The sequence below is a fragment of the Pedobacter frigoris genome (assembly GCF_005116445.1).
Taxonomy (GTDB): Bacteria; Bacteroidota; Bacteroidia; order Sphingobacteriales; family Sphingobacteriaceae; genus Pedobacter; species Pedobacter frigoris.
On the sequence record NZ_SWBQ01000002.1, the window covers coordinates 381,878 to 407,053 of the forward strand.

Here is a 25,176-nt window from a genome sequence, read left to right on the forward strand (position 1 = left end):
TTTATTTAGTTACACATCTGTAAAATACCAAATATTAACTGTACCTTTGCGGCTTAATAAATTATTATACATGATAAACCCATTTAGTAAATTGGGGATAAGTGATGACGTTGTTAATGCCGTAAAGGATTTAGGTTTCGAAAATCCAACACCTATTCAGGAACAAAGTATTCCTGTGCTGTTAGAGGGCAATAACGATTTTGTTGGTTTGGCCCAAACAGGAACAGGAAAGACAGCCGCATTCGGTTTACCTCTGTTAGAATTGATCGACTTTAAAAGCAACAAGCCTCAGGCATTAATTTTATGCCCTACAAGAGAGCTTTGCTTACAGATTACAAGCGACATCAAAAATTTCTCAAAAAACATCTCTGGTGCTAATGTCGTTGCCGTTTACGGTGGCGCAAACATTATGCAGCAGCTGCGTGAAATTAGAAACGGTGTACAAATAGTAGTGGCTACACCGGGCCGCATGTTGGACATTATTGGCCGTAAGGCTATAGATTTCACTAACGTGAAGTATGTAGTTTTAGATGAAGCTGACGAAATGCTGAACATGGGCTTCCAGGAAGACATCAACGACATTTTGTCGACGACTCCTGATGACAAAAAAACATGGTTATTCTCCGCTACTATGCCTCCTGAGGTTAGAAGAATAGCTAAAAATTACATGGACTCTCCAGTGGAGCTGACCATGGGAACAAAAAACACTGGTAACGTAAATATTGAGCACGAGTACTACATTGTACGCGCAAGAGATAAATACGCTGCCTTAAAACGCATCGTAGATTTTAACCCTGAAATCTTTGCCGTAGTATTCTGCAAAACCAAACTGGATACGCAGGATGTTGCTGAGCATCTGATTAAAGATGGTTACAATGCTGATGCTTTACACGGAGATCTTTCTCAACAACAACGTGATAAAGTAATGCAACGTTTCCGCGATCGTAACATGCAGTTGTTAATTGCTACTGATGTTGCTGCACGTGGTATCGACGTAAACAACGTTACTCACGTAATCAACTACTCTTTACCAGACGAAATTGAAAGTTATACCCACCGTAGTGGTCGTACCGGCCGTGCTGGTAAAACGGGTATTTCTATCTGTATCGTAAACTCTAAAGAGATTGGCAAAATCCGTCAGATTGAGAGAATCATTGGCAAGCAGTTTACTAAAGCTGATTTGCCTACTGGCTTCGATGTTTGTGAGAAACAATTATTTGCCCTTGTACACAAAGTGCATAATGTAGAGGTTAACGAAGCTCAGATTGAGCAGTATATCCCTCGTATTATGGATGAGTTTGCTGAATTGAGCAAAGAAGAAGTAATCAAACGCTTCTCTTCATTAGAGTTTAACCGCTTCCTGGAGTATTACAAAAATGCTCCTGATCTTAATTCTTCTGCTGATGACAGAGGTGATCGCGGTGAACGTGGCGAAAGAGGAAGAAGCAGTGAAGGTTATACCCGCTTATTCATCAACTTAGGTTCAGTGGATGACTTTACAAGAGGTGACTTGTTATCTTTTGTTTGCAACAACGGTAAAATCAGCGGAAAAAGCATTGGTAAAATTGACTTAAAAGGTGTGTATTCATTCTTTGAAGTTGAAAACGCAAATGTTGATTCTTTGTTCAACAACTTTAAAGGTGTTGAGTTCAACAACCGCGGTGTAAGGATTGAAAAAACTGCAGATGGTGATGGTGGAGGAGAACGTAGAGGTGGCGGCGGTGGTCGTGGCTTTGGCGGTGGCGAAAGAAGAAGCGGTGGCGGAGGCTATGGCAGCGGAAGACGTGAAGGCGGAAGCGGTGATAGAAGAAGCAGCGGTGGAAGCGGCAGACGTGAAGGCGGAAGCGGTGGAAACAGCGGCGGCGGATTCAAAGATTTCTCTGGAAGAAGCCGTGAAGATAGAGGCGGAAGCGGCAGACGTGAAGGCGGAAGCAGTGACAGAAAACGCAGATCTTAACATTCAACCATAAAAAAGCCTCCTGATATATATCGGGAGGCTTTTATTTTGCTTTTTAATTTATTGTTTTGGCTTATCTTTTATTTGCGAAGCTTTAAGATAAACCTTTGCTCCTTTTTTATTGATGTAATATTTCCGGTTCTTCCCGTCGATATACACATTTGAACCATCTGGTGCTACCTTACCTTTAAAAGTCTGGTCTACAACTTTCGCTCCCCCCTTCACGGCAACTTCAGCTGTTTTATTACCTACTTTCGTCGCTGTTTTACCGATTGCCTTACCTGTTTTATCGAGAGACTCTCCTACCGTTTCTTTCTTCTTTTCCTGAGCTCCTGAGATTGACACCACACCCACGTTCAAAGCGAGTGCAAGCATACCAATCAAATATTTTGTTTTCATAGCTTTCATGTTTACACAAAAAACAAATATGAAAGGCTTTTGTTTGGCTTTTAGTTCAGCTGCTCTGTCAGCAACCGCATTTCTATCTGCGGAGAATGCTTTTCATAGAGAATAGCATAAACCGCCCTGCTAATAGGCATATCTACTTTATATTTTTTATTGATGTGGTGCATACAATTTACCGCATAGTACCCCTCAGCAATCATGTTCATTTCAAGCTGGGCAGATTTCACGGTATAACCTTTTCCGATCATGTTTCCAAAAGTACGGTTACGGCTGAACTGAGAATAGGCAGTCACCAATAGGTCTCCAAGGTAAGCTGATTCTTTGATGTCCCTCGAAATAGGATGGACAGCCTCAACAAACCTGTTAATCTCCCTGATTGCGTTTGAAATTAAAACCGCCTGGAAATTATCACCATAGCCTACACCGTGACAGATGCCGCTGGCTACTGCATAAATATTTTTTAAAACCGCAGCATATTCAGTACCGAATATATCATCAGAAATATTGGTTTTAATGTAACGTGTATTCAGCAAGCCGGCAAACCGCTCCGCCAATTTAAGGTCTACGCTTGCTATCGTCAGATAAGACAGTTTCTCTAATGCTACCTCTTCTGCATGACAAGGACCGCTGATGACTACAATATCCTCAAACGGTATATGATACTTCTGGTTCAGGAATTCTCCAATGATCAGGTTCTCATCAGGCACTATTCCTTTGATCGCAGATATGATCTTTTTACCACTCAATTGTTCAGGAGTTACAGAGGCCAGTGTATCTTTTAGAAAAGCGGCAGGAACATTTAAAATGACGTAATCCGCCGCAGCTATAATTGACTCAATGTCATTAGAAATATTCTTTTCAGGAACTCTGATTTCCACAGAACTCAGGTAGCTCGGGTTGTGCTTATACTGTTGCACATGCGCAATTGCTTCAGCACTCCTCATCCACCAAAAAATCTCTTTCTCTGTAAAATTATCTGAAAGCATTTTTATGATCGCAGTAGCCCAACTACCGCCACCAATCATCGCAACTTTAGGTGTCATAGTATCTAAATAAAAACCCAGGTTTAATGTTTTAAACCTGGGCAATTTACTTATTTAAAATGACTGATATCCTTTACTTTTTACTTGGGGGCAGCAAAGAGCTGATCCTTAGTGGTTTTTTCTACCTTCATACCATCTTTCAACCTGTTTTGAATTGCAGAATAAGGACCTGTAACGACTTCCTGTCCGGCCTTTAAGCCAGTCTTGATGATGATGTACTGATCATTCTGAATTCCTGTTGTAACTTCAACCCGTTTGACTGTGCCGTTGTTAAACAGGTAGACATATTGTTTCACAGTTTTATCTGTCAGCTTAGACTTTTGTTTATCTGTATTGTCATCCGCATTTTCAGTACCGGGTTTTGCCTTGGATTTATCTTCTGTAAAAACAGACTGGATAGGTATCGCCATACCTTTCAACGATTCGCTTTCAATGTCCACCGTTGCAGACATCCCTGGCCTGAAGGGAGAAGGCAGATCTTTTGCACCGCCTTTAACATTACTGTAAGACTCTGCAAGGATACGCACCTTCACAATAAAATTAGTCACCTGGTCAACACTGGTAGTAGTACCCACATCTTTGGATGAACTTGCAATTTCAGTTACAATTCCTTTAAACTTTTTATCAGCAAAGGCATCGACCTCGATTGTCGCATTATCGCCAACATTTACGCGATTGATATCATTTTCATTCACATCAACATTTACTTCCATTGATGACAGGTTAGATATGCGCATAATCTCTGTACCGGCCATCTGGGCTGTCCCTAAAATACGATCTCCCAATTCTACTGATAATTTAGAGATCACTCCGTCTACAGGCGCAAATATCGTTGCTTTTGCAAGGTTAGCACTTGCTTCCTGCACATTTGCTCCGGTCTGCTCCAACTGAAACTTAGCTGCTATCACATCTTCTTTGGCCCTTGCCAGATTCGTTTTAGCAGTCAGATAAGCCGCCTTGGCAGCATCAAACTCAGACGCTGAGATCACCTTTTTACCAAAAAGCTCTACATTACGTTTATATGTAGCTTCTGCATTGACAAAATTGCCTTCGTTTTGCTTCAGCATTTGTTGTGAAGCAGATACACCGGCTTTTTGAGAACTAAACGATGCTACCGCACGGTCATAGCCTGACTTCAAAACATCTGGTCTCACTTTGATCAGCAATTGCCCTTTCTTTACCACATCACCTTCCTTAACCAAAAGCTCTGTAACCTCTCCTGACACTTCTGAACTTAATTTTACTTCTGTTTCCGGTTGAATTTTGCCACTCGCCGTAACCGTTTCAATTACCTCCTTTTCGCCGGCTTTCTCAATTGTGACCTTCTCTGTCTTTTCGCCTCCAATTAAGCCGGTGAGTTTTGCGACTACCAGGAGCGCAATCAGCACACCTACAATTATCAATATGGTCTTTAATTTCATCTGTTGTTGTTTAAAAAATTATCTGTTTCCCTAAATAGTAGTCAATCACCTTTGCCTTAAACAGCAAATCGTACTTAGCACGTATCATGTCTATCTCTGCCTTGTTCTTATTGGTTAGCGATGTGCTGTAATCCAGCGAATTAACCAATCCAACATTATATCGCTGCTCAATTACTGAGAACGCTTCCTTTCTCGCGTTAAATGTTTTCGTAGCGGATTCAAATGTGCTTTGAGCAGCTCTAAAGTCAGCCACAGCTTGGTAAATTACCTTATTCAGGTTATTTTTAGCAAGTTGTTCTTCATTTTGATTCTGCATCAGCGTAATTTTAGATCTTCTCACCGTCGTTCTGGTTCTGAAACCATTGAAAATTGGGATTTGCAAACTCACACCTACATACTGGCCAAAATTATCCCGTAGCTGATCATTAAACCGATAAGTTTCTGACAATTCTCTAAACATTGCAGTTAAGACCTTTTCCCCGCTGGCTGTATACCCAATCTCTCTCTCTCCGTCCTGCACTACATCTAATACTGTTTTTCTGCCACTTGAGTAATTCGTATTTAAACCAGCCCCCAAGGAAATACTCGGATAGTACGCTCCTTTTGCTATATCTATTGCTTTTTTAGCGGCTTCAGTGCGGATAGCTGCAAGCTTGATATCTGGAAAAAGCGACAGGGCCTGCTCGTATACTTCTTCAGGATTATATACAGCAGCGGTTCCTGTGAGGCTTGACACATCTGGTGGTTTTACGTCATATTTAGTTGCTGAAGGTATATCCATTAATTGTGCCAATGTGATGTAAGAGATAGTCAATGCATTCAATGCTGTGGTTACATCAAGTTCGGCAGTAGCTACCAATGATTTCGATTCGGCAATGTCAGCTAATGTCTTATTCCCTACATCGAGTAATTCCTGCTGCTGTTTCATTTGTTGCTGAGCTACGGCTAACTGCTGTTTTGCTGCTACGAGAAAATCTTTATTATACAAAATCTGCATATAAGATGTTATCACCTGCAGCACAAGGTCATTTTTCACCTTTTCAGTATAAGTCTTATCAGCATCTAACAGGAGCTTATTTTGCTTAATTTGGTTTAGCTTTTGAAAGCCCTGAAATAAATCTATACTGGTAGATACACCTCCATTAAATGAAGAAAATTGCTGACTGCTAAAGGACTGTGTAGAAGGATCCAGACTGCGTCCGAAGTTTACGTTGTAACTTCCATTTCCATTAAGCGTAGGAAACAAGGATGCTTTAGACTGCTTTAAGCTCTCATCAGTCAGGCTTTCACTCAAACGTGCTTGTTTAATCTGCAGGTTATTATTTAATGTTTCTTCAATCGCCTGTTGTATGGTGATTACCTCCTGAGCGCTGGCCTGTTGTACAAAACCAGTTACGAAAACAAGAGAAAAAATCAAGGTAAGCCTGGATAATGTACTACTAGGGATAGTTCTTTTCATAAATTTAATTTCACAATATTAATATAAACAACTTAATCATTTTTGTAAATTTTAAGGTACAACAAACCTGATTTTTTATCTAAGTTTGAAAATGTACCTTACAAAATCTCCAATTTTATTAAAATGGTATTATCCATCGCTTACCTGGAATAAACCAAGAGACCGTAAAGTTATTTATTTAACCTTTGACGATGGACCTATACCTGATGTTACAGACTTTGCATTAAAAACTTTAAAAAGCTTCAATGCCAAAGCTACCTTTTTTTGCATCGGGGACAACATCCGTAAGCATCCCGATGTTTTTAATCAAATCAAGAACGATGGGCATAGCGTCGGAAATCATACGTTCAACCATTTGAAAGGCTGGAAAACTCCAGACAAAATATACTTAAAAAACTTTCAAATGTGTCAGGAACAAACCGCTACAAACCTCTTTCGCCCGCCCTATGGCCGCATCAAAAAATCCCAGATCAGGTCAATCAGAGCCATATATCCTGATCTGCAAATCATCATGTGGGATGTACTAAGCGGCGACTTCGATATTAACCTCAGTCCGGAAAAATGCTGCAAAAATGTGCTGCAAAATACCAGGAATGGATCGATCATCGTTTTTCACGACAGCCTCAAAGCATTTGACAGGATGCGTTATGCCTTACCCAAAGTCCTGGCACATTTCAGCAATGCAGGTTATAAATTCGAAAAGCTTTAGGCACACCATACACTTCCTATCATCCTCAACTTAACTATGGCATGGCGAACTTTGAGCCAAACAAATGAACAAACATAATTAAATGATTTTCAATAATTTACGATTAACACATAATTACCCCCTGTTCAAAAATGAACAATAGTGGTCATAATCGGCCAGTCGCCAGCCCCGACAATACCCTCTACAACCCGCACTCTACATTATTTAGAATATGTATAAATAATATAATGATCTGACAATGATCCCCTACCCCTGTTTTTTTTTGTAAATTCGCTAAAAATAATAAGAATACTTACCCTTTTAACACATATTATCAATGGCTTTTGATATAGAAATGATCAAAAAGGTGTATGCAAACTTTGGCCCTCGCATAGAGGCAGCCCGTAAATTAGTAGGCAGACCTTTAACACTTTCAGAAAAAATACTTTACACCCACCTTTGGGATGGAAATGCAAGTACAGCTTATTCAAGAGGTACTGATTATGTAGATTTTGCTCCTGACCGTGTGGCCATGCAAGATGCTACTGCACAAATGGCATTATTGCAGTTTATGCAGGCAGGCAGACCAAAGGTTGCAGTTCCTTCATCGGTTCACTGCGATCACCTGATCACAGCAAAAAATGGAGCAGAGATAGATTTACCTGCAGCAAATACAGAAAGTAAAGAAGTTTTCGACTTTCTTGCCTCAGTTTCCGACAAATATGGCATAGGCTTCTGGAAGCCAGGCGCAGGTATCATTCACCAGGTAGTTCTTGAAAATTATGCATTCCCTGGCGGAATGATGATCGGAACCGACTCTCACACGGTTAATGCAGGTGGTTTAGGTATGGTTGCCATTGGTGTTGGTGGTGCTGATGCTTGTGATGTAATGGCCGGATTGCCTTGGGAGCTTAAATTTCCTAAACTGATCGGCATTAAATTAACAGGAAAATTAAATGGCTGGACCTCTCCAAAAGATGTGATCCTTAAAGTAGCAGGTATCCTTACAGTAAAAGGCGGCACGGGTGCTATCGTTGAGTACTTTGGTGACGGTGCTACCGGCATGAGCTGTACAGGTAAAGGTACGATCTGTAACATGGGTGCAGAAATAGGCGCTACTACTTCTACATTTGGTTACGACGAAAGCATGGAACGTTATCTCCGTGCTACAAACAGAGCTGATATAGCTGATGCTGCCAACGAAATTAAAGCACACTTAACTGGTGATGCTGAAGTTTATGCAGAACCTGAAAAATACTTTGATCAATTGATCGAAATCAACTTATCAGAACTTGAACCTTATATAAATGGTCCATTCACTCCGGATCTGGCCACCCCTATTTCTAAAATGAAAGAAGTGGCTGCAGCGAATGGATGGCCTTCAAAAGTAGAATGGGGCCTGATCGGTTCTTGCACCAACTCCTCATACGAAGATTTATCAAGAGCTGCCTCTATTGCTCAGCAAGCAATCGACAAAGACTTAACAATAAAAGCAGAATTCGGCATCAACCCCGGATCTGAACAGGTACGTTATACTGCACATCGTGATGGCTTATTGGGTACTTTTGAAGACCTGAATGCAACAATCTTTACCAACGCTTGCGGTCCGTGTATCGGAATGTGGGACAGGGTTGGTGCTGAAAAACAGGAGAGAAATACAATAGTACACTCATTCAACAGGAACTTTGCTAAACGCGCCGACGGAAATCCAAATACATTTGCATTCGTAACTTCTCCGGAAGTAGTAGCAGCAATTGCTATTGCAGGTGATTTAGGCTTTAACCCGCTTACGGATACCTTGACAAATAACAAAGGCGAGCAGGTAAAATTAGATCCGCCAAAAGGGGATGAACTTCCGGTAAATGGATATGCTGTAGAAGATTCAGGCTATCAGGCACCTGCCGCAGACGGCTCGGGTGTTCAGGTATTGGTTTCGCCTACTTCAAGCAGATTACAGCTACTTGATCCATTTGCAGCGTGGGAAGGCACAGATCTTATGGGTCTAAAATTGCTGATCAAAGCAAAAGGAAAATGCACTACTGATCATATTTCTATGGCCGGTCCATGGTTAAAATTCCGTGGTCACTTAGACAACATTTCCAACAACATGCTGATCGGAGCAGTAAACTTTTACAATGAGAAAACTGACTTCATAAAGAACGCTCTAACGGGCGAATATGGGCCGGTTCCAGCTACTCAACGTGCTTACAAGGCAGCTGGATTAGGTTCTATTGTCATAGGCGATGAAAACTACGGAGAAGGATCAAGCCGCGAGCATGCTGCGATGGAGCCGCGTCATTTAGGCGTACGTGCTGTTCTGGTAAAATCTTTTGCACGTATCCACGAGACCAACCTTAAAAAACAAGGTATGCTTGGATTAACTTTCGTAAATAAAGATGACTACGATAGAATTCTTGAAGACGATGTAATCGACATCATTGGTCTGACTACATTTACACCTAATGTTCCATTAACATTGGTATTACACCATGCAGATGGCACAAAAGAAGAAATCACTGTAAACCATAGCTATAATGACCAGCAGATTGAATGGTTCAGGGCAGGTGGTGCGTTAAACATCATCCGCAGAGAAGCTGCTGCTAAAGCTGCATTATAAATGTGATCATAAAAAAGCAAAGCATAAAAAACTCCCGCCTTAACAGCGGGAGTTTTTTATGCCCTATTTACCATTTCTTTTAAAATTCGTATTCGCAATTGAAGCAATGATGTGTTTTTTTTGCGCTAAATGGATATACCATGAGTAACAGAGAAATGATCATGGTAAATATACCAAAGCGCTTCTTTGTAGCCTGAACATAGCCTACATGGGCTGATCCACAATTGGGACAAATTTCAGTCGACTGAACATCAACAGGAGCTTCCTCTTCCGCATCCGTAACTTCTTTCAGATGAATCTGCACATCTTCATCCTGAAGGATACTCTTCGCTGCTTCTACATCGCGCTCGAATAAATGCAGTTTTACCCCACCCAAGGCCTGATTGTATAAAGGATTAATAGTAATTGTATTTTCATCAGAAAGGAAGCATTGTATTCCGCTATCGATCAGTCTTTCCTTCACTATACTGGCCTCAATTGGGTTATAGTAAGTTTCAAATATTACAATTTTATCCATGCGTTTTGTGTTTCATCTCAATATACAAAAATTATGCTAACTGCTAAGAAAGTTCCTGAACCAATGACCTGAATCTTTAACTGTTCTTTTCTGAGTCTTAAAATCATTATGCACCAAGCCGAAACGTGCATTAAATCCTTCGGCCCATTCAAAATTATCCATTAATGTCCAGGCCATATAACCAGAAATATTCAGTCCCTCATTTTTAGCCCTCAGCAGTGCTGACAGATATAGTTCAAAATAAGCAATGCGATCAGCATCATGAATTCCGGTAGTAGCAATTTTATCATGATAGGCAGCTCCATTCTCTGTAATCATCAATTTCTTAATGTTTGGATAGGCCGCAAACTGCTTGATGATGTTGTAAAAACTATCTGCATTTATCTCCCAGCCCATAGCCGTATGAGGCTTCTTCCGGTTTTTAGCTTTCACCTCCCAAGCCTGCACAACAGGAATGAATGCATTGTATTTAATGGTCAACGGAAAATAATTCTGCAGGCCGATGAAGTCAAAATCAAAAGTAAGTCGTTCCGTATGTCTCCAGGTTGAATGCTGGATTGAGAATTTTTCCATCACTTCCCAGTCGGCGCCTGGATATCCCATGCCTAATGCGGGTTCAATAAAGAGCCTGTTCATTAGACAATCTACCCGTTTGGCCGCAATTAGATCTGGTTCACTTTGCGTGTAGGGAATAATTTCAGAACAAGAAAAACTGGTGCCGATATTGGCCCCCGAAACCTCGGCACGAAGAATCCTGCCTCCGTCTGCCTGCGCTATGGCGGTATGGTGTACGGCAGAAAAAAAGTTGGTCAGACCTGTCTTACCCGGCGCATGAACACCCAGCATATACCCAAGGGAGGTAAAACCAAACGGTTCATTAAGTACAATCCAGTTTTTTACTTTATCGCCGTATTCACGGGCACACAAGCTGACAAATTCATTAAAAGCATGATTTACTGCATATGCTGTCCAGCCCCCCTCTACCTCCAGCGCTTCAGGCAAATCCCAGTGATAAAGAGTAACATAAGGAACAAGCCCATTTAGCAAACAGGCATCAATGACATCATGATAAAACCTGATACCATCCTGATTGATCTGCCCCTGCCCCAAAGGCAAAACGCGGGGCCAGGAAATGGAAAAGCGAAACACATCAAATCCCAGACTTTTAACCAGAGCGATATCCTCCTGATATCTGTGGTAAAAATCGCAGGTTACCTGCAGCAAATGCCCCTTTTTAATTTTACCGGATCTTTTAGAGAAGGTATCCCATATGGACGGGCCTTTGCCATATAGTTCCGCAGCACCTTCTATCTGTGCCGCAGCAACTGCAACACCCCATGAAAAATCATTGCCAAAATCAGATGCTTTTATCATAGCTATTTATTACAAATGGCAATATGGCATAATCATATTAAGTTAACGTTAAGCCGATCTCTTTCAACAATAAAGCCGCATTGAAAGTTTTGCATGGCCCATGTTTCAGCTTGTAATCGAATTTCATTTCACCTTCTGCTATCTGTATGTCGAAATGATAATTTCTAACTTTAGCCTGATGATCTGCTTCCATTTCTGAAAGCTGTAAGTCATGTGTTGCAAATAAAGCCGGAGTACCCTGCTCTATCAACTTTTCAATAAATACCTTTGAGCCCAGGTACTTGTCGCGGCTATTTGTACCCCTCAACATCTCGTCTATCAGTACAAATGAATTTGGAATAGTTCCAATCGCATCAAGAATCATTTTCAATCTGTTCAGTTCAGCCTTAAATGTAGAAGTATGGTCATTTAGAGAATCTTTTATCCGCATATAAGAAAACACCTTAAATATAGAAAGAGACATTTCTTTGGCACACACAGGCGCGCCGGCAAATGCAAGCACCATATTGATACCTACTGTACGCAGAAACGTGCTTTTACCTGCCATGTTAGAGCCCGTCACGATATCAACAGTAGTTTGTGCAGCAAGGTCAAAATCATTTACAATACGTTCCTGTTCGGCTATCAATGGGTGACCAATCTCAAGGGCACGGAATTGAAAGCCTTCGTCAATTTCAGGAAAATTCCAGTCAGGATGGTTATAGGTCAGGGTAGCCAACGAGATCAGTTCTTCAAACTGGCTGATCCTGTATAATCCCTGAATCAGGGAAACCGAAGATCGGTCGTGCCAGTCGGACAAATTAATAGAACATTTAAGATCCCACAAAAAAAACAGATTAAGCACAGCACTAACCAGGATATTTAGCCTGGCATCAAAAGCCTGTATAATCGATGCCAGTTGTTTGATCTGCCTGCTTACCGGAATCCCCGAATTTTCCCCCGCATGAAATAAGCTTTTAATATAAGGGCTTTGCCATGCTACATCCTCAGTCCATTTGATTGTACCGGCAAAAGCATTTAACTGATTTGAACCTCCAGTAAAACCATAATAAACCTTATTGATGTTCGCCAGTTTAAAGAAGGTGAGGGCACCATTAAATACCGCAGCTAACGCAAAGATTTTCCATGCAATGCCCCCGAGTATAATTGCAAGAACCAATAATCCTATGGTGAGAAAAGGCACGACCTTTACATATCCTCTCAGCAATCTGTTTCTTGTAAAAGAAAGCTGGGCAGGCAACTGTTGCTCCAGCTTATGTTTAATTATTTGCAATTGATCCGGTTTATGGTCTTGCAATTCTGCCCTGAAATGAAAAGTGTCTTCTATATGTGCTACCAATTCAGTTATGGCTTGCTGGCGCGACGCAATCTTTAATTTGTCTGACGGCTCCAACAGGCTTGCAGCAAGTATATCCAATCCTGCTGCAGTATTGCAGCGGTTGATATTTGCATACAAGGAGCGTGGCCCCATAATATCAAGATCTGAAGAATATGGATGCTGTTCATCGCCATAATGTACTCCATCGGCATAACCATTCTTTCCTGTCGTCAGCTGGTCAACTTCATTCTGATATACCCATAATAGCCTCAGTGCATAATCCAGCTCCTTCTGCACCTTGATTTGCTCTTTTACGAGTACCATGAACATCAAAAGAGGAACTATTGCAAAGAGTCCTAAAAACCAGAAAAAGCCAATGCTAATGATCGACGCTACGATCAGGATCTCCATGATGAAAAGTCCAAGCCTGGAAAAAGAAATCTGATTTAGTTTTTTCTTAAGACCATCTACCAGCGCCTGCTGAGTATTTATGTGATTTTGATAGTCGGTTAAGATGCTATGTTTTGTTTTTACCATTATCTTTGAATTCCTGAATAATTGACGGATACTTAAACTTTGACCCTTATATGAATAAGATGTTACGGGTAGTTTAGTTGCTAAAGATAAAATAAATGAAGATCACTTTACTTGTAGTAGGTAAAACGGAAGACAAATACCTGATTGAGGGGATTGAGAAATATCTGAATCGTCTGAAGCATTATATTGGCTTCACACTAACAGTGATACCAGACATCAAAAACACCAGGAACCTTACAGAGGCCCAACAAAAGAGTAAAGAAGCTGAATTGATATTGAAACAGGTCAGCAATTCAGATATGGTGATATTGATGGATGAAAAAGGAAAAAAATACAGTTCAGTTTCTTTTGCAAATTACCTGAACAAACAGATGATCGGAAGTGTTCAGCATATGGTGTTCATCATAGGCGGGCCTTACGGATTTGACGAAAGTGTTTACAACCGTTCAAACGGAAGCATATCCTTATCAGATATGACTTTTTCACATCAGATGGTTCGTCTGTTTTTTGTAGAGCAGCTCTATAGAGCATTTAGTATTTTAAAAGGCGAGCCCTATCACCACGAATAATACATTTCATTTTATGGAAATTTTAAATCAACATCATCATTAGTTAAAAGGAGAATTTATTATGCGTTTGCCATCAGATTATAAAAGAGACTATAAATTTAAAAGCGACCCTAAAAAGGATCGCTTAAGTTATACCATCGCAATTGTGATATCGATTATCGTGTTTGCAATCCTATGGTACTTTTTTTAGAAAGTTTGCCATGTTTATCCTATGTCAGACTTTACTTCTTCTACAATGACAAATGAACATAAATTGGCAATACCGGCGATTGTTCCTAAGCAATTATTATAGAAAAGATTGTACTCTGTGGAATTCTTTACCCGCACTTTGAGTATAAAATCATACTTTCCATTTACAACATAACAACTGACTATTTCACTGAATTCACGTATTTCTTCTTTAAACTTAGCCACATGGGCGCTTGTATTACTCACCAGTCTCACGCAAACATTACTTGTAAATCCAAGTCCCAGTAACTCATTGTTTAATATCGCGGCATAATGTTTAATCACATTCAATTCTTCCAGCCGGCTTATTCGCTTGGATACTGCGCTTATTGATAAATGAACTTTTTTTGACAGGTCTTTCATTTTGATTTTGGCATCTGCTTGCATATGCGTCAAAATATTCAGATCTATTTCATCAATTTCTTTAATCATAAGTTGTGGTGGTTTAGTTCAATCAAAACTATGTTGTTTCCGGGCTACGAAAAAGTGACCATAATTACCTTTTTGACTGATCTCGTCTTTTAATTCTGGCCCTTATTTTACTCAGAGTTTGCGGAACTATTAATAAGAAACTGGCCATGTCCTTTACTTTGCAATACCGGGTGCTTTCCTTCCCAAACACCTCAAGGAATTTTTCATATCGAGGTGTAGGTTTAAGGTTAAGTATTTCGTTCTTTTTGTTGCTCCCCGGATTTGAAAGTGAAAGCACTCTGTTGGCAAGCGCCTCTGCTTCTGAAGCAGTTAGTTTTAATGTGCTAAAGTTATCAGCAGTAAAAGCTATGACTACAGCATTTTTCGTAAAATCAGCATAATAATCACAAGGCTTGCCGTTAAAAAAACACTCCGGAATTACCATAATACTACCCGGCATAAAAAATTTAAACGTGACCTCAGTCCTTACACCATCCTTATACACAACTCTGTAAAACCTGCCATAGCCAGAATCTATCCAATAAGCTGTTTTACAGATATCACCTTCGCTGGTAACCTTTACCACTTTGCGTGAAGACTGATGTTTCAACATCGGCAGAATGTTGGAATAAAATTCATCAGTAAGATTCATAAGTTCTCCCAAACTTTCCAGCAGGTTTCCCTCCGGAGTACCCGTCAAATTATTAGCAACAAAAAACTTTTCTTTATATGACATAATTTAATTTTTCGACTAATATATATAAGAACAATGCTGAGAAACCACCTTTTGTAAAGGAATTTTTACCTAAATCTATTTAGCTGGGCCTACTGCATATAAAAATCTTTTGATTTATTTTCGTCCTGCATTCGATATCTCTTTGCATTTACAAAAGTCTTCCTTAAGCCTTTCTTAAGGGTCTCTCAAGGGTTGCTAGGGCCACAGCCTCTCCAATACTTTCGCAACACCTGTATTCCCCCTACGTTTCGATTTTATTTACACAAACGCAGATCGAAAAGACAAAGAACGCAATACAAATCTCTGTAGCCAGAACCATCCCTTTGATTTTTTTTGCAAAAAAAAAGCTCCCGGTTTGCCGGGAGCTTTATAATATTTCGTTTCTAACTTTAAACGCCTTTTTTACTTGTCATGCTTGCTTTCTTAGCAGGCGCTTTGCTCGTCGCTTTAACGTTTGCAGGCTTAGGTGTAGCCTTTGGTTTCTTTTCTGCTTTTTCCTCAACTTTAACTCCGTCTTGATCAATAGCTTCAGGAGCAGCCTCAGTAAATAAAGGAAGTTCTTTCAAAATATGAAACCAGCTTACGATCTTCTTCATATCAGAAGCATAAACTTTTTCCTGATCGTGTGCAGGAGCAACTTCAAGGAAAAATTTCTTTAGTGTTGGCCCGTCAGCTTTGGCATCAGGAACAGCTCCTTTAGCAGCTGTGATATTAGCCAAAACATCTACAAGTTTCAGATCTTCATCTTCACCATAAATAGTGATATCTTCCAGAGAAGCCAGTTTAGTTGTAGTGATATTAGCTACAATTTTTACCTTCTGGGCATCAAGGCTTTCCAAAACATATCCGCCTTTATTTTGTCCTACCAATTTGAATAGGCCCGGTCTTCCGGATACAGCAACGATTCCTCTTAAGTTCATAATTAATCTTCTATTACTTCTATTCCTAAAATCTTGTCCCCTTGTTTAATGCTGTCAACAACATCGACATTTTCAATTACTTTACCGAAACAAGTATGGTTTCTATCTAAATGCGCAGTATTATCTCTGCTATGGCAAATGAAAAACTGTGATCCACCTGTATTTCTTCCGGCATGTGCCATTGATAATACGCCACGATCATGGTATTGGTTCTCTCCTGTTAACTCACAATCAATTTTATAGCCCGGGCCACCAGCACCAGTACCCGTGGGATCACCTCCCTGAACAACAAAGTTAGGGATCACCCTGTGAAATGTAACACCATTATAATATCCTTCGTTGGCTAATTTTTTAAAGTTAGCAACTGTATTTGGGGCATCCTGATCGTAAAACTGAACGGTCATATCGCCTTTATCTGTTTTAATTATTGCTTTGCTCATGTGATATTTTGTAAATGCCAAACTTAGCTAAATTTGTAATGATATGCAATATGCGGCCTTTTTCTTACATTCGTATTTACCGATTTCACTATTTATGATGTTCAAAAGATCCCTTATCCTATTTTTTTTGTTGACCGTTAGCATCATTGCCAGGGCCTCTTCAATTCTTATTTACATGGATGAAGATCAAAAAAATCATTTGAAAGCATACGGTATTGCTTACTGGAGCATTAAACAAAATGCCGACGTCAGCTGGCTGCTGAATTACCGTGGCGGTAGTTTTTTAATTGGTTATAACAAGACCATAGAAGATGAATGCAAAACCAGAGGTGTCTCCTACCAGGTTCTCGCCGACGGCAAGGTAACCGCCATCTTAAACGAGATTAGTGATCCGCAGGTGAATATGGAAATGGTGAAGTTAGAGAAAGCCCCAAAAATTGCCGTGTATTCGCCGAAAAGCAAACTGCCATGGGATGATGCGGTAACTATGGTACTTACTTATGCAGAGATTCCTTACGAAGTAGTCTATGATGATGATGTATTGAGAGACAAGTTATCCGGATACGACTGGCTACACCTGCACCACGAAGATTTTACCGGTCAATACGGACGTTTCTGGAGTGCATATCGAAACCAGACCTGGTACCGTGAGGATGTAAAAAACCAGGAGGCCACGGCAAAAAGAAACGGGTTTAATAAAGTATCTCAAATGAAGCTGGAGGTAGCCAAACGAATACGGGATTTTTGCGCCGGCGGCGGATTTTTATTTGCCATGTGCTCCGGTACAGATAGTTTTGACATCGCATTGAGTGCAGAAGGTGTAGACATCTGCGAAAGCATGTTTGATGGCGACGGGGCCGATGCACAGGCACAGGCAAAGATCAATTTCAACAAAACTTATGCCTTCAAGGACTTCAGGCTCAATGTAAATCCTAATGAATATGAGTTTTCAGACATTGATGTGACCCTAACCCGAAAATTGGAGCAATCAAACGATTACTTTACCTTATTTGATTTTTCCGCTAAATGGGATTTGGTACCAACAATGCTTACACAAAATCATGATAAGGTGATCAAAGGTTTCATGGGCCAAACTACCGCTTTCAGAAAGCGGCTGGTAAAGCCTAGCGTTACCGTACTTGGTGAAAATAAAGGAGCTGAAGAAGTACGCTACTTAAACGGAGTGATCGGCAAAGGCCAGTTTACTTTTTATGGAGGTCATGATCCTGAAGACTATCAGCATCAGGTGGGTGATCCGCCAACAGACCTGAACCTGCACCCAAACTCGCCGGGTTACCGTTTGATTCTAAACAACGTACTATTCCCCGCCGCTAAAAAGAAACCGCAAAAGACTTAAACGCCGTGCTATAATATACTCGTCATCCTTTTGAGATCATTCTCGTGCGACTATTCTAGTGCGATTCTGGTGCGATCTTCATCTCGAACGAGGCACGAGGAGAGATCTCTTGAACTATACCGGTCTAACCAAGAGATTTCTCACGATGTTCGAGATGACGGCAAAGGTGATAAAAATGAAGGAATGAGATGACGGAAGGTTAAAAAATAACCAATTAACGGCAGCACTAATCGTAAAAATTCCAGCTCACACCAAACTTAAACAATAGCCTGTCGGGCATTGGATAATTTTTGACAGTATAATACCCTTTGGAAAGCAATCCCTGATTGACATAATCACATTTTACAAAAAGATTTGCCCTGCGCAAACTGGCCTTTACCCAAACATCAAGAACCGGTTCCGATTTATACTTGATCTTATCGCCGATATAAAACTGTCCGGCAGGTACAGAATAAGAATAAGCATAATACGGCGTATTGTACCTAATGTCAAAACCTACATTGGTTTTTAAAACTTTGAAAAAGGTTTGATCAATATAGAAACTATTGAAAGTATACACTTCAGGTGTCCGCAGGATATTGCTATTGTCGGTCTTCTGATATACGATGTAACTGTCCAGGTTAAACTTGCCAAAAGTTATTTTCTTGCCCAGGGTTATTTTCAGCAAATTGATGGTGGATCCAGCCTGCGCCGGACGGATACTTACCGTATCCGGACCTGTAGTACCAACCTGCTCAAAATACAGGTATTTGTCTATTAAAAAGTATTGAGCCCCTGCATCCAGGTTTAACTTGTCTATAATGTAGTTGAAAGACATATTGATGGTCTTCGTACGATCAAAGCTAAAACCTTTGGCATCTCCGGACCAGCTGTAATGATTACCAACATAATTATTGTAAATCTCTTCGGGCGACTTATTCTGGAAATATGCCCCTAGTACAATGCGACCTATTGATTTACTCAACAGGACATTACTTTTTGCTTCGTAAAGAAAATCACCCGTATTTCTTCCCTGAAAGATTTGCTGTAAATCAACATTCAGGTCTATCCTGTTACTGAACCTGTATCCGGCAGTCCCCAATAAAGTTACGTTCTGAAAGCTTGAAGAATAATCATAAGACCGCATGTTATTCTTATACAACGACATTTGGTTATATTTATAAAAGTCGTGCCTGATCCCGGCATCTAACTTCAGCTCATTTTTAATAAGGGAACTTGATTTAGCCCTGAGAAAAAAGCTATAGATGAACTCATTCTGAACCTGTGTATACCTCGTGCTGTCATTTGTAAACACAGAGTCGATCATACCTTTAGGAAAAATGCTATGGTCATCTGCCTGGTCCTTTCTAAATCCATAGGAATTGGCATTGTACTTAAAGGTATAGCTGATCCTGTTGGTCGGCAATATTTTTTTGGTGATCTCCTGGGCAAGACTGTCTATACGCCCTACGAAATACGTCTGTTTTAACATGAAAGAACTCTGACGATAAATTCTTCTTGAATTTGAAAGTCTTACAGGCTCAGACAAGTGGTCTATTTTTACTCCCGTACCTGTAAAGAGGGTATCATTAGTTGCTGCTCCATTTTCATTAGCCTTTAGGGTATTGAATACCGCGCTGGTCCATAAGTTATAACGCTTGTTGGGCGACTGGTACCAGGAAAATAAAGATCCGTTCAGGTCATCACCACGTTGTCTGTTATAATATCCATTCGCTCCGATACGGTTAAAATTGGCTCCTATATTAAAATTAGGCTTGATATTCTGAGAATGAATTATCCGAAACACCTGCTCTGCTTCACCTGCACTAACATAGTATAAACTGGTAAATGGAGTTCTGGCCTGATAATATTTAATATCGTCGTGGGTAAGCACGTAATAATCCAGTGTATGAAAACCCGCATCAAAGCCTATGGTTTTAACAGGCTCAAACAAAAGTGGCATAGCTGATAATCCAAGGTTTCCTATGCCAACTGTCGGGCGTTTTGGTTGTATCAGTATATTGAAATTATGAAACCCCTGCAATGTGGTATCTAAAGCGAGCGTCTGTATGCTGTCTTTAGTAAGCCGAAGCGTCGTATACCTGATGAACCGGGAAGTGAAAATAATGGAATCTTTAGCGTTTTCTTCCTTTTTCCTCAGGGAGTCCAGTTCCTTATTGTCATTGACGGATGTTTTTAAATCCTGAGCAAATGATTGCCCGCCACCCAGAATGACTAAGCAAAAAACAATGAAAGCAATGTTTTTATACATTATAAAGTTGATATTAACTGGCTCAATATTTTAGTCATCTTTGGTTCCGCCGCTTTAGCTGTCTCCAGTATTTCCTCTAAACTTACTGGCTCCAGAACTTCCGGAAATCCTTCATCCGTGAGTACAGAAATCGCAAATACAGGTATATTCATATGCTTGGCAACTATTACTTCAGGCACAGTACTCATTCCCACTGCATCACCACCTATAATACGAAGGTAGTTGTATTCTGCTTTGGTTTCAAGATTAGGCCCTGTTACGGCTATGTAAACGCCCTGATGACAAGTTATGTTGTCTTCCTTAGCTATGTTTAATGCTTTTTCTACAAGCTTTCTATCATAAGGCTGACTCATATCAGGAAACCGTGGTCCCATATCTGCATCATTATTTCCTCTCAAAGGACTTTCTGGCTGCAAATTGATATGGTCATTGATCACCATCAGATCCCCTTTCTTAAATTCAGGATTTAAAGAGCCCGCAGCGTTCGATACAAACAAATGAGCGATGCCTAATGCTTTCATCACCCTGATCGGAAAGGTAATTTGCTGCATACTATATCCCTCATAATAATGGAGCCTGCCTTGCATTGCGATTACTTTTTTCCCATTTAGCTTTCCAAAGATCAATTTGCCTGAATGAAACTCCAGCGTAGAAATGGGGAAATTAGGGATATTTGAGTACATCAACTGGTACTCTACTTCGATATCTTTTACGAGACCGCCCAAACCTGTTCCCAGAACTATTCCAATTTCAGGTTGAAAATTATCTGTTTTACGCTTTATATATTCAACGGTTTCGTGTAGTGCTTGAAACATAGTCTAAAATCTTTTGATCAAATGTAGCTTTATCTTCTGCTTGTATCTCAACCCTGATTGGTAAATAATACACCGGCAAATTTAAAAGTAATTCTTTTAATGCATCATCTAATAAACGTTGTGCATCTTTTTCTGTTGTGAGGATGATTTTTTTTAATGAAGGGTCTTCCTGATAATCCTTTACCAGCTTTCTGATATTTTGGAGACTAAACTGGTAGTGATCCGGATAGTCGTGATGATGTATAGATCTTGTAAATTCTCTTAGATATGAAAGCAATGGTTTTGGATCGGCTATACCTGTTAAGAGAAATACGGACATATCGGACGTAACCGTCATGGAATCCCTTTTAGTAAATAAAGGAATTAATTGCTGATAATTCAGGAAAGAAAATGAAAGCTTTTGTCTTTCATAATTTGCAAACTTTCTCTTACAGGCCAGTCGTTGCCCTGCGGAAATATCAGCAGGAGCTTTAGTTACAAGTAGTGCCTGCGCCCTTTTGCATCCACCAAAAGATTCTCTCAAATTGCCCGCAGGCAATAAAAACTGTGGACTTCGCAATTTTTGATATTCGAAAAGAAGGATGTTGAACCCTGCATGAACTTTCCGGTGTTGAAAGGCATCATCTAAAATAATCAGGTCATGATGATCTTTTAACTGATTGATCCCTGTCACCCTGTCTTCACATACTGCTACTGTCACTTTGGGAAATTTATTGTAAAACTGCAAAGGTTCATCGCCAATTGTACTGGCAGTTGATGATGCGTCGGCAAGTATAAAGCCGTTTGTTTTTCTTCCGTAGCCACGACTGAGGATCGCGATGCGCTTATCTGGAAATAAATCGACCAGATATTCCGTCACAGGGCTCTTGCCCGAACCTCCTACCACCAGGTTTCCTACGCAAATTACAGGCAGCTCAAATCTTACAGATTTTAACACCCCTGCATCATATAGCTTATTCCTAACCAGAATAATAAGGCCATATAGTACAGAAAACGGAAGTAGGAGTAATCGCAAATATTTTATCATGGATCGGATCAAAAATAAGAATTATTACAGCTCAAAAACTGTTATCTTTGCGGAAATAATATTTTATATCATGCTTAAAGGATTTTTTAACGTACCAGCTCCTGTGAATGAGCCCATTTTGGGTTACGCGCCAGGAAGTAAAGAACGTGAACTTTTGAAGGCTGCTTTAGCCGATGCCCGTTCCAAACAAATTGAAATGCCCATGTATATAGGCGGTAAGGAAGTACATACCGATAACAAAGGAATTACTACTCCTCCGCATGACCATAAACATGTTTTAGGTCAGTACAGCAAGGGTGACAAAACCCATGTACAACAAGCTATTGATGCTGCATTGGCAGCTAAAGCTGATTGGGAAAATTTAGCATGGGAGCATCGTGCTGCTATATTCTTAAAAGCTGCAGACTTAATTGCAGGTCCTTATCGTTACAAATTAAATGCGGCTACAATGCTTGGCCAGTCAAAAAATGCTTACCAGGCTGAGATTGATGCTGCATGTGAGCTGATCGACTTTCTTCGTTTCAATGTAAGCTACATGAGCGAAATATATAAGCAACAACCCCCTGTTTCTCCTAAAGGGTCGTGGAACAGGGTAGAGCAACGTCCGCTTGAGGGTTTTGTGTTTGCTTTAACTCCGTTTAACTTTACTGCTATTGCTGGTAACTTACCCACATCTGCCGCCATGATGGGCAATGTTGTAGTATGGAAACCCGCAAATACACAAATATTTGCTGCAAACGTATTGATGCAGATCTTCAGAGAAGCTGGCCTTCCTGACGGTGTAATTAACCTGGTTTATGTTTCTGGTCCTGATGCAGGTGACGTGATTTTCAGTCACCCTGATTTTGCAGGTATCCACTTTACAGGTTCTACTGGTGTTTTCCAAAATATTTGGAAAACGATTGGTAATAATATCCATAAATTCAAAACTTATCCTCGTATTGTTGGTGAAACCGGTGGTAAGGATTTTATCCTTATACACGGTTCTGCAGAAGCTGAGTCTTCAAGCACAGCTATTATTCGTGGTGCTTTTGAATACCAGGGACAAAAATGTTCTGCTGCGTCACGTGTATATATTGCAAAGAGCGTGTGGCCTAAGGTTAAAGAATATATGCTGCGCGATCTTGCCACCTTTAAAATGGGTGGAACTGAAGACTTCAGCAATTTCATCAATGCGGTGATCGACGAAAACTCTTTTGATAAATTAGCTAAATATATTGATGAAGCTAAAAAAGACAGTTCAGTTGAGGTAATTGCCGGTGGAAATTATGATAAATCTAAAGGATACTTTATCGAACCAACAGTATTGGTAGTTCAGGATCCAATGTACACGACCATGTGCGAAGAGTTATTTGGCCCTGTACTGACCATCTATGTATATGATGATGCAGACTTCGATAAGGTTTTAGACATTGTTGATTCTACTTCAATCTATGCTTTAACGGGCGCAGTTATTGCTCAGGACCGTTATGCAATCGAAAAAGCGACTCAACGTTTGAGAAATGCAGCAGGCAACTTCTACATCAATGATAAATGTACTGGTGCAGTAGTTGGTCAGCAGCCATTTGGCGGCGCCAGAGGTTCCGGTACTAACGACAAAGCAGGTTCAATGATCAATTTATTGCGTTGGGTTTCTCCACGTACGATCAAAGAAACATTTGATCCACCTAAAGATTACCGTTATCCATTTTTAGCAAATGATTAAATAAAACAGGATAAATAATAAACGGTCGCCATACCGGACTTGATCCAACATGCCGCATCCACACAAAAAGAGCCTGATGATCAGGCTCTTTTTACTTTAAAACAGTTATTCTCCTCAACTGCCCTACCCACCTTACCTATTAGGTATCCGAATATTCCCACTCCAATAATCCCTATAATTGCTCACGTATGCAGGCGCTTAAAAGCTTGTTGGCGGTTGATTTGTCAAAGGTTACAGTGATCTAAAAAGAAAATACACTCGTAAATGGTTGATCAAAATGAAAAACACCCTTCCATTTTGAAAGACTTACCTCAGCAAGCCTTTTTGCCTAAAAAATAAAAAAAGTCATTTGTGTTACTCCGACAGTCTTTTATCAGTTTAGCGAACATCAGGCACCTGCTTTGCCGCCTTGTTTGTCTAACTAAAAAAGGAAAGTATGTTTCTCATTATCTTAGGCCCGCTTATTGCCATAATAAGCTTTTTTATTGCAAGGGGCGACAGTCCTTTAACCAGGTACAGTGGCATGATCCGTGTAGCTGGTATTGTTGTGGCCCTCCTGGGTGCCGCGCTCTCCATGTTTAAAGTCATTGACGCCAGTCAGGTCGGCGTGAAGACACTTTATGGTAAAGTAGATGACGATGTCTTGTACAGCGGACTGAATGTGGTGAACCCACTGGTAGAAGTTACTACATTTGATGTTAAGACCCAGAACTACACCATGTCGGCGGTGCACGACGAAGGCAATAAGTCGGGTGATGACGCGATCCGGATCCTTACTTCTGACGGACTGGAAGTAACGATTGATCTTTCGGTCTTGTTCAGTGTCACGCCCAAAGATGCACCCAGGATCTTAAAAGAAATTGGTGACGACTACCTGGACAAGATTGTCCGGCCCATTGCGCGCACAGCAATCCGTGACAATGCCGTTTCTTATGAAGCTGTTGCGTTGTATTCCATAAAAAGGCAGGAATTTCAAAACAAAATATTCGCTGCCATCGACCAGAGTTTCGCTAAAAGGGGGCTAAAACTCGAGCAGCTGCTGGTTAGAAATGTCACGCTTCCCGAATCCGTCCGCAAGGCCATCGAATCCAAGATCAATGCGGAACAAGACGCACAGAAAATGCAGTTTGTCCTGCAAAAAGAAAAGCAGTTGGCCGAACGTAAGCGGATAGAAGCCCAGGGTATAGCCGATTATCAGCGCATCCTTTCGACAGGGCTCACTGATAAGCAATTGCAATATGAGTCAATACTTGCTCAAAAAGACATTGCGCTATCTCCAAATACCAAGATCATCTTAATGGGGAATGGAAAAAATCCTATAATTCTAGGCGGAAACTGAAAGTAATCATCATACATGTTAACGGCAAAAAAATAAGGGGCA

At 40.5% G+C, this 25,176-nt stretch carries 21 protein-coding genes; 7 read left to right on the forward strand and 14 right to left on the reverse strand.

The features are described 5' to 3' along the window. Positions 1 to 70: 70 nt before the first annotated feature. Positions 71 to 1,957, forward strand: a complete 1,887-nt coding sequence (locus tag FA047_RS08075) for a DEAD/DEAH box helicase (RefSeq protein ID WP_205943273.1) — start codon at positions 71 to 73, stop codon at positions 1,955 to 1,957. Positions 1,958 to 2,017: 60 nt separating this feature from the next. Here the strand turns inward: FA047_RS08075 and FA047_RS08080 are convergent, their stop codons facing one another. The 4 genes from FA047_RS08080 to FA047_RS08095 all read right to left on the reverse strand — a co-directional run bounded on the left by FA047_RS08080 (position 2,018) and on the right by FA047_RS08095 (position 6,285). Then, positions 2,018 to 2,356: a hypothetical protein gene (locus FA047_RS08080; RefSeq protein WP_136835472.1), complete on the reverse strand. Its 339-nt coding sequence runs from the start codon at positions 2,354 to 2,356 to the stop codon at positions 2,018 to 2,020. 50 nt (positions 2,357 to 2,406) lie between these two features. Continuing rightward, positions 2,407 to 3,405 carry an NAD(P)H-dependent glycerol-3-phosphate dehydrogenase gene (locus tag FA047_RS08085; RefSeq protein WP_136835473.1) on the reverse strand — a complete coding sequence of 333 codons (999 nt, stop codon included), beginning with the start codon at positions 3,403 to 3,405 and terminating at the stop codon, positions 2,407 to 2,409. Positions 3,406 to 3,485: 80 nt separating this feature from the next. Continuing rightward, the gene (locus FA047_RS08090) at positions 3,486 to 4,826 is read right to left on the reverse strand and encodes an efflux RND transporter periplasmic adaptor subunit (RefSeq protein WP_136835474.1); all 1,341 of its coding nucleotides are present in this window, start codon (positions 4,824 to 4,826) and stop codon (positions 3,486 to 3,488) included. 10 nt (positions 4,827 to 4,836) lie between these two features. Beyond that, complete coding sequence (locus FA047_RS08095; RefSeq protein ID WP_136835475.1) at positions 4,837 to 6,285, reverse strand: TolC family protein; 1,449 nt, start codon at positions 6,283 to 6,285, stop codon at positions 4,837 to 4,839. Positions 6,286 to 6,376: 91 nt separating this feature from the next. Between FA047_RS08095 and FA047_RS08100 the strand changes: the two genes are divergently transcribed. Both FA047_RS08100 and FA047_RS08105 read left to right on the forward strand, forming a co-directional pair. Next, positions 6,377 to 6,994, forward strand: a complete 618-nt coding sequence (locus FA047_RS08100; RefSeq protein ID WP_136835476.1) for a polysaccharide deacetylase family protein — start codon at positions 6,377 to 6,379, stop codon at positions 6,992 to 6,994. 316 nt (positions 6,995 to 7,310) lie between these two features. Next, positions 7,311 to 9,590 carry an aconitate hydratase gene (locus FA047_RS08105; protein ID WP_136835477.1) on the forward strand — a complete coding sequence of 760 codons (2,280 nt, stop codon included), beginning with the start codon at positions 7,311 to 7,313 and terminating at the stop codon, positions 9,588 to 9,590. A gap of 79 nt (positions 9,591 to 9,669) precedes the next feature. On the opposite strand, the gene FA047_RS08110 is transcribed toward FA047_RS08105, so the two are convergent. From FA047_RS08110 to FA047_RS08120, 3 genes are read right to left on the reverse strand one after another with little or no spacing between them, the layout of a single operon-like run. Next, positions 9,670 to 10,107, reverse strand: a complete 438-nt coding sequence (locus tag FA047_RS08110; RefSeq protein WP_136835478.1) for a putative signal transducing protein — start codon at positions 10,105 to 10,107, stop codon at positions 9,670 to 9,672. A 36-nt stretch (positions 10,108 to 10,143) separates the two neighbouring features. Next, positions 10,144 to 11,481 (reverse strand): GH1 family beta-glucosidase, encoded by a 1,338-nt coding sequence (locus FA047_RS08115; protein WP_136835479.1) that lies wholly within the window; start codon positions 11,479 to 11,481, stop codon positions 10,144 to 10,146. A 37-nt stretch (positions 11,482 to 11,518) separates the two neighbouring features. Beyond that, positions 11,519 to 13,336 carry a MutS-related protein gene (locus FA047_RS08120; RefSeq protein ID WP_136835480.1) on the reverse strand — a complete coding sequence of 606 codons (1,818 nt, stop codon included), beginning with the start codon at positions 13,334 to 13,336 and terminating at the stop codon, positions 11,519 to 11,521. A 95-nt stretch (positions 13,337 to 13,431) separates the two neighbouring features. Here FA047_RS08120 and rlmH point away from each other — a divergent pair, with 95 nt between their 5' ends. Next, on the forward strand, positions 13,432 to 13,905 hold the full coding sequence (rlmH, locus tag FA047_RS08125) for a 23S rRNA (pseudouridine(1915)-N(3))-methyltransferase RlmH (protein WP_136835481.1): 474 nt from the start codon (positions 13,432 to 13,434) through the stop codon (positions 13,903 to 13,905). A gap of 204 nt (positions 13,906 to 14,109) precedes the next feature. Here rlmH and FA047_RS08130 read toward each other — a convergent pair whose 3' ends face one another. The 4 genes from FA047_RS08130 to FA047_RS08145 form a co-directional block, all read right to left on the reverse strand. Then, entirely contained in the window at positions 14,110 to 14,565 is a 456-nt protein-coding gene (locus tag FA047_RS08130) for an Lrp/AsnC family transcriptional regulator (RefSeq protein WP_136835482.1), read from the reverse strand. 64 nt (positions 14,566 to 14,629) lie between these two features. Further along, on the reverse strand, positions 14,630 to 15,280 hold the full coding sequence (locus FA047_RS08135; RefSeq protein WP_136835483.1) for a Crp/Fnr family transcriptional regulator: 651 nt from the start codon (positions 15,278 to 15,280) through the stop codon (positions 14,630 to 14,632). A 389-nt stretch (positions 15,281 to 15,669) separates the two neighbouring features. Further along, entirely contained in the window at positions 15,670 to 16,200 is a 531-nt protein-coding gene (locus FA047_RS08140; RefSeq protein WP_136835484.1) for a DUF5606 family protein, read from the reverse strand. A gap of 2 nt (positions 16,201 to 16,202) precedes the next feature. Continuing rightward, entirely contained in the window at positions 16,203 to 16,640 is a 438-nt protein-coding gene (locus tag FA047_RS08145) for a peptidylprolyl isomerase (RefSeq protein WP_136835485.1), read from the reverse strand. 175 nt (positions 16,641 to 16,815) lie between these two features. On the opposite strand from FA047_RS08145, the gene FA047_RS08150 reads away from it, so the two are divergent. Beyond that, entirely contained in the window at positions 16,816 to 17,997 is a 1,182-nt protein-coding gene (locus tag FA047_RS08150) for an asparagine synthetase B (protein WP_205943274.1), read from the forward strand. Between the two features lie 226 nt (positions 17,998 to 18,223). Here FA047_RS08150 and FA047_RS08155 read toward each other — a convergent pair whose 3' ends face one another. The 3 genes from FA047_RS08155 to lpxK are packed head-to-tail and all read right to left on the reverse strand — an operon-like array spanning position 18,224 to position 22,078. Beyond that, on the reverse strand, positions 18,224 to 20,248 hold the full coding sequence (locus FA047_RS08155) for a putative porin (protein ID WP_136835486.1): 2,025 nt from the start codon (positions 20,246 to 20,248) through the stop codon (positions 18,224 to 18,226). Continuing rightward, the gene (locus FA047_RS08160) at positions 20,248 to 21,063 is read right to left on the reverse strand and encodes a purine-nucleoside phosphorylase (protein WP_136835487.1); all 816 of its coding nucleotides are present in this window, start codon (positions 21,061 to 21,063) and stop codon (positions 20,248 to 20,250) included. The genes FA047_RS08155 and FA047_RS08160 overlap by 1 nt, the downstream gene beginning before the upstream one ends. After that, positions 21,035 to 22,078 (reverse strand): tetraacyldisaccharide 4'-kinase, encoded by a 1,044-nt coding sequence (lpxK, locus tag FA047_RS08165; RefSeq protein WP_225872678.1) that lies wholly within the window; start codon positions 22,076 to 22,078, stop codon positions 21,035 to 21,037. Before lpxK ends, FA047_RS08160 begins: the two co-directional genes overlap by 29 nt. An 82-nt stretch (positions 22,079 to 22,160) precedes the next feature. Here lpxK and pruA point away from each other — a divergent pair, with 82 nt between their 5' ends. Together pruA and FA047_RS08175 are read left to right on the forward strand one after the other, a co-directional pair. Continuing rightward, on the forward strand, positions 22,161 to 23,795 hold the full coding sequence (pruA, locus tag FA047_RS08170) for an L-glutamate gamma-semialdehyde dehydrogenase (protein WP_136835489.1): 1,635 nt from the start codon (positions 22,161 to 22,163) through the stop codon (positions 23,793 to 23,795). A 436-nt stretch (positions 23,796 to 24,231) separates the two neighbouring features. Beyond that, positions 24,232 to 25,134 carry a prohibitin family protein gene (locus FA047_RS08175; protein ID WP_136835490.1) on the forward strand — a complete coding sequence of 301 codons (903 nt, stop codon included), beginning with the start codon at positions 24,232 to 24,234 and terminating at the stop codon, positions 25,132 to 25,134. Positions 25,135 to 25,176: the final 42 nt, after the last annotated feature.

Excerpts from the sequence above, each read along its gene's own strand:
- pruA (WP_136835489.1), top strand. The coding sequence starts at position 22,161 with ATGCTTAAAGGATTTTTTAACGTACCAGCTCCTGTGAATGAGCCCATT.
- FA047_RS08140 (WP_136835484.1), bottom strand. The coding sequence starts at position 16,200 with ATGAACTTAAGAGGAATCGTTGCTGTATCCGGAAGACCGGGCCTATTC.
- FA047_RS08075 (WP_205943273.1), top strand. The coding sequence starts at position 71 with ATGATAAACCCATTTAGTAAATTGGGGATAAGTGATGACGTTGTTAAT.
- FA047_RS08100 (WP_136835476.1), top strand. The coding sequence starts at position 6,377 with ATGTACCTTACAAAATCTCCAATTTTATTAAAATGGTATTATCCATCG.
- FA047_RS08155 (WP_136835486.1), bottom strand. The coding sequence starts at position 20,248 with ATGTATAAAAACATTGCTTTCATTGTTTTTTGCTTAGTCATTCTGGGT.
- FA047_RS08130 (WP_136835482.1), bottom strand. The coding sequence starts at position 14,565 with ATGATTAAAGAAATTGATGAAATAGATCTGAATATTTTGACGCATATG.
- FA047_RS08145 (WP_136835485.1), bottom strand. The coding sequence starts at position 16,640 with ATGAGCAAAGCAATAATTAAAACAGATAAAGGCGATATGACCGTTCAG.
- FA047_RS08150 (WP_205943274.1), top strand. The coding sequence starts at position 16,816 with ATGGATGAAGATCAAAAAAATCATTTGAAAGCATACGGTATTGCTTAC.
- FA047_RS08105 (WP_136835477.1), top strand. The coding sequence starts at position 7,311 with ATGGCTTTTGATATAGAAATGATCAAAAAGGTGTATGCAAACTTTGGC.
- FA047_RS08120 (WP_136835480.1), bottom strand. The coding sequence starts at position 13,336 with ATGGTAAAAACAAAACATAGCATCTTAACCGACTATCAAAATCACATA.
- FA047_RS08115 (WP_136835479.1), bottom strand. The coding sequence starts at position 11,481 with ATGATAAAAGCATCTGATTTTGGCAATGATTTTTCATGGGGTGTTGCA.
- FA047_RS08095 (WP_136835475.1), bottom strand. The coding sequence starts at position 6,285 with ATGAAAAGAACTATCCCTAGTAGTACATTATCCAGGCTTACCTTGATT.
- FA047_RS08080 (WP_136835472.1), bottom strand. The coding sequence starts at position 2,356 with ATGAAAACAAAATATTTGATTGGTATGCTTGCACTCGCTTTGAACGTG.
- rlmH (WP_136835481.1), top strand. The coding sequence starts at position 13,432 with ATGAAGATCACTTTACTTGTAGTAGGTAAAACGGAAGACAAATACCTG.
- FA047_RS08090 (WP_136835474.1), bottom strand. The coding sequence starts at position 4,826 with ATGAAATTAAAGACCATATTGATAATTGTAGGTGTGCTGATTGCGCTC.
- FA047_RS08085 (WP_136835473.1), bottom strand. The coding sequence starts at position 3,405 with ATGACACCTAAAGTTGCGATGATTGGTGGCGGTAGTTGGGCTACTGCG.
- FA047_RS08175 (WP_136835490.1), top strand. The coding sequence starts at position 24,232 with ATGTTTCTCATTATCTTAGGCCCGCTTATTGCCATAATAAGCTTTTTT.
- FA047_RS08160 (WP_136835487.1), bottom strand. The coding sequence starts at position 21,063 with ATGTTTCAAGCACTACACGAAACCGTTGAATATATAAAGCGTAAAACA.
- FA047_RS08135 (WP_136835483.1), bottom strand. The coding sequence starts at position 15,280 with ATGTCATATAAAGAAAAGTTTTTTGTTGCTAATAATTTGACGGGTACT.
- FA047_RS08110 (WP_136835478.1), bottom strand. The coding sequence starts at position 10,107 with ATGGATAAAATTGTAATATTTGAAACTTACTATAACCCAATTGAGGCC.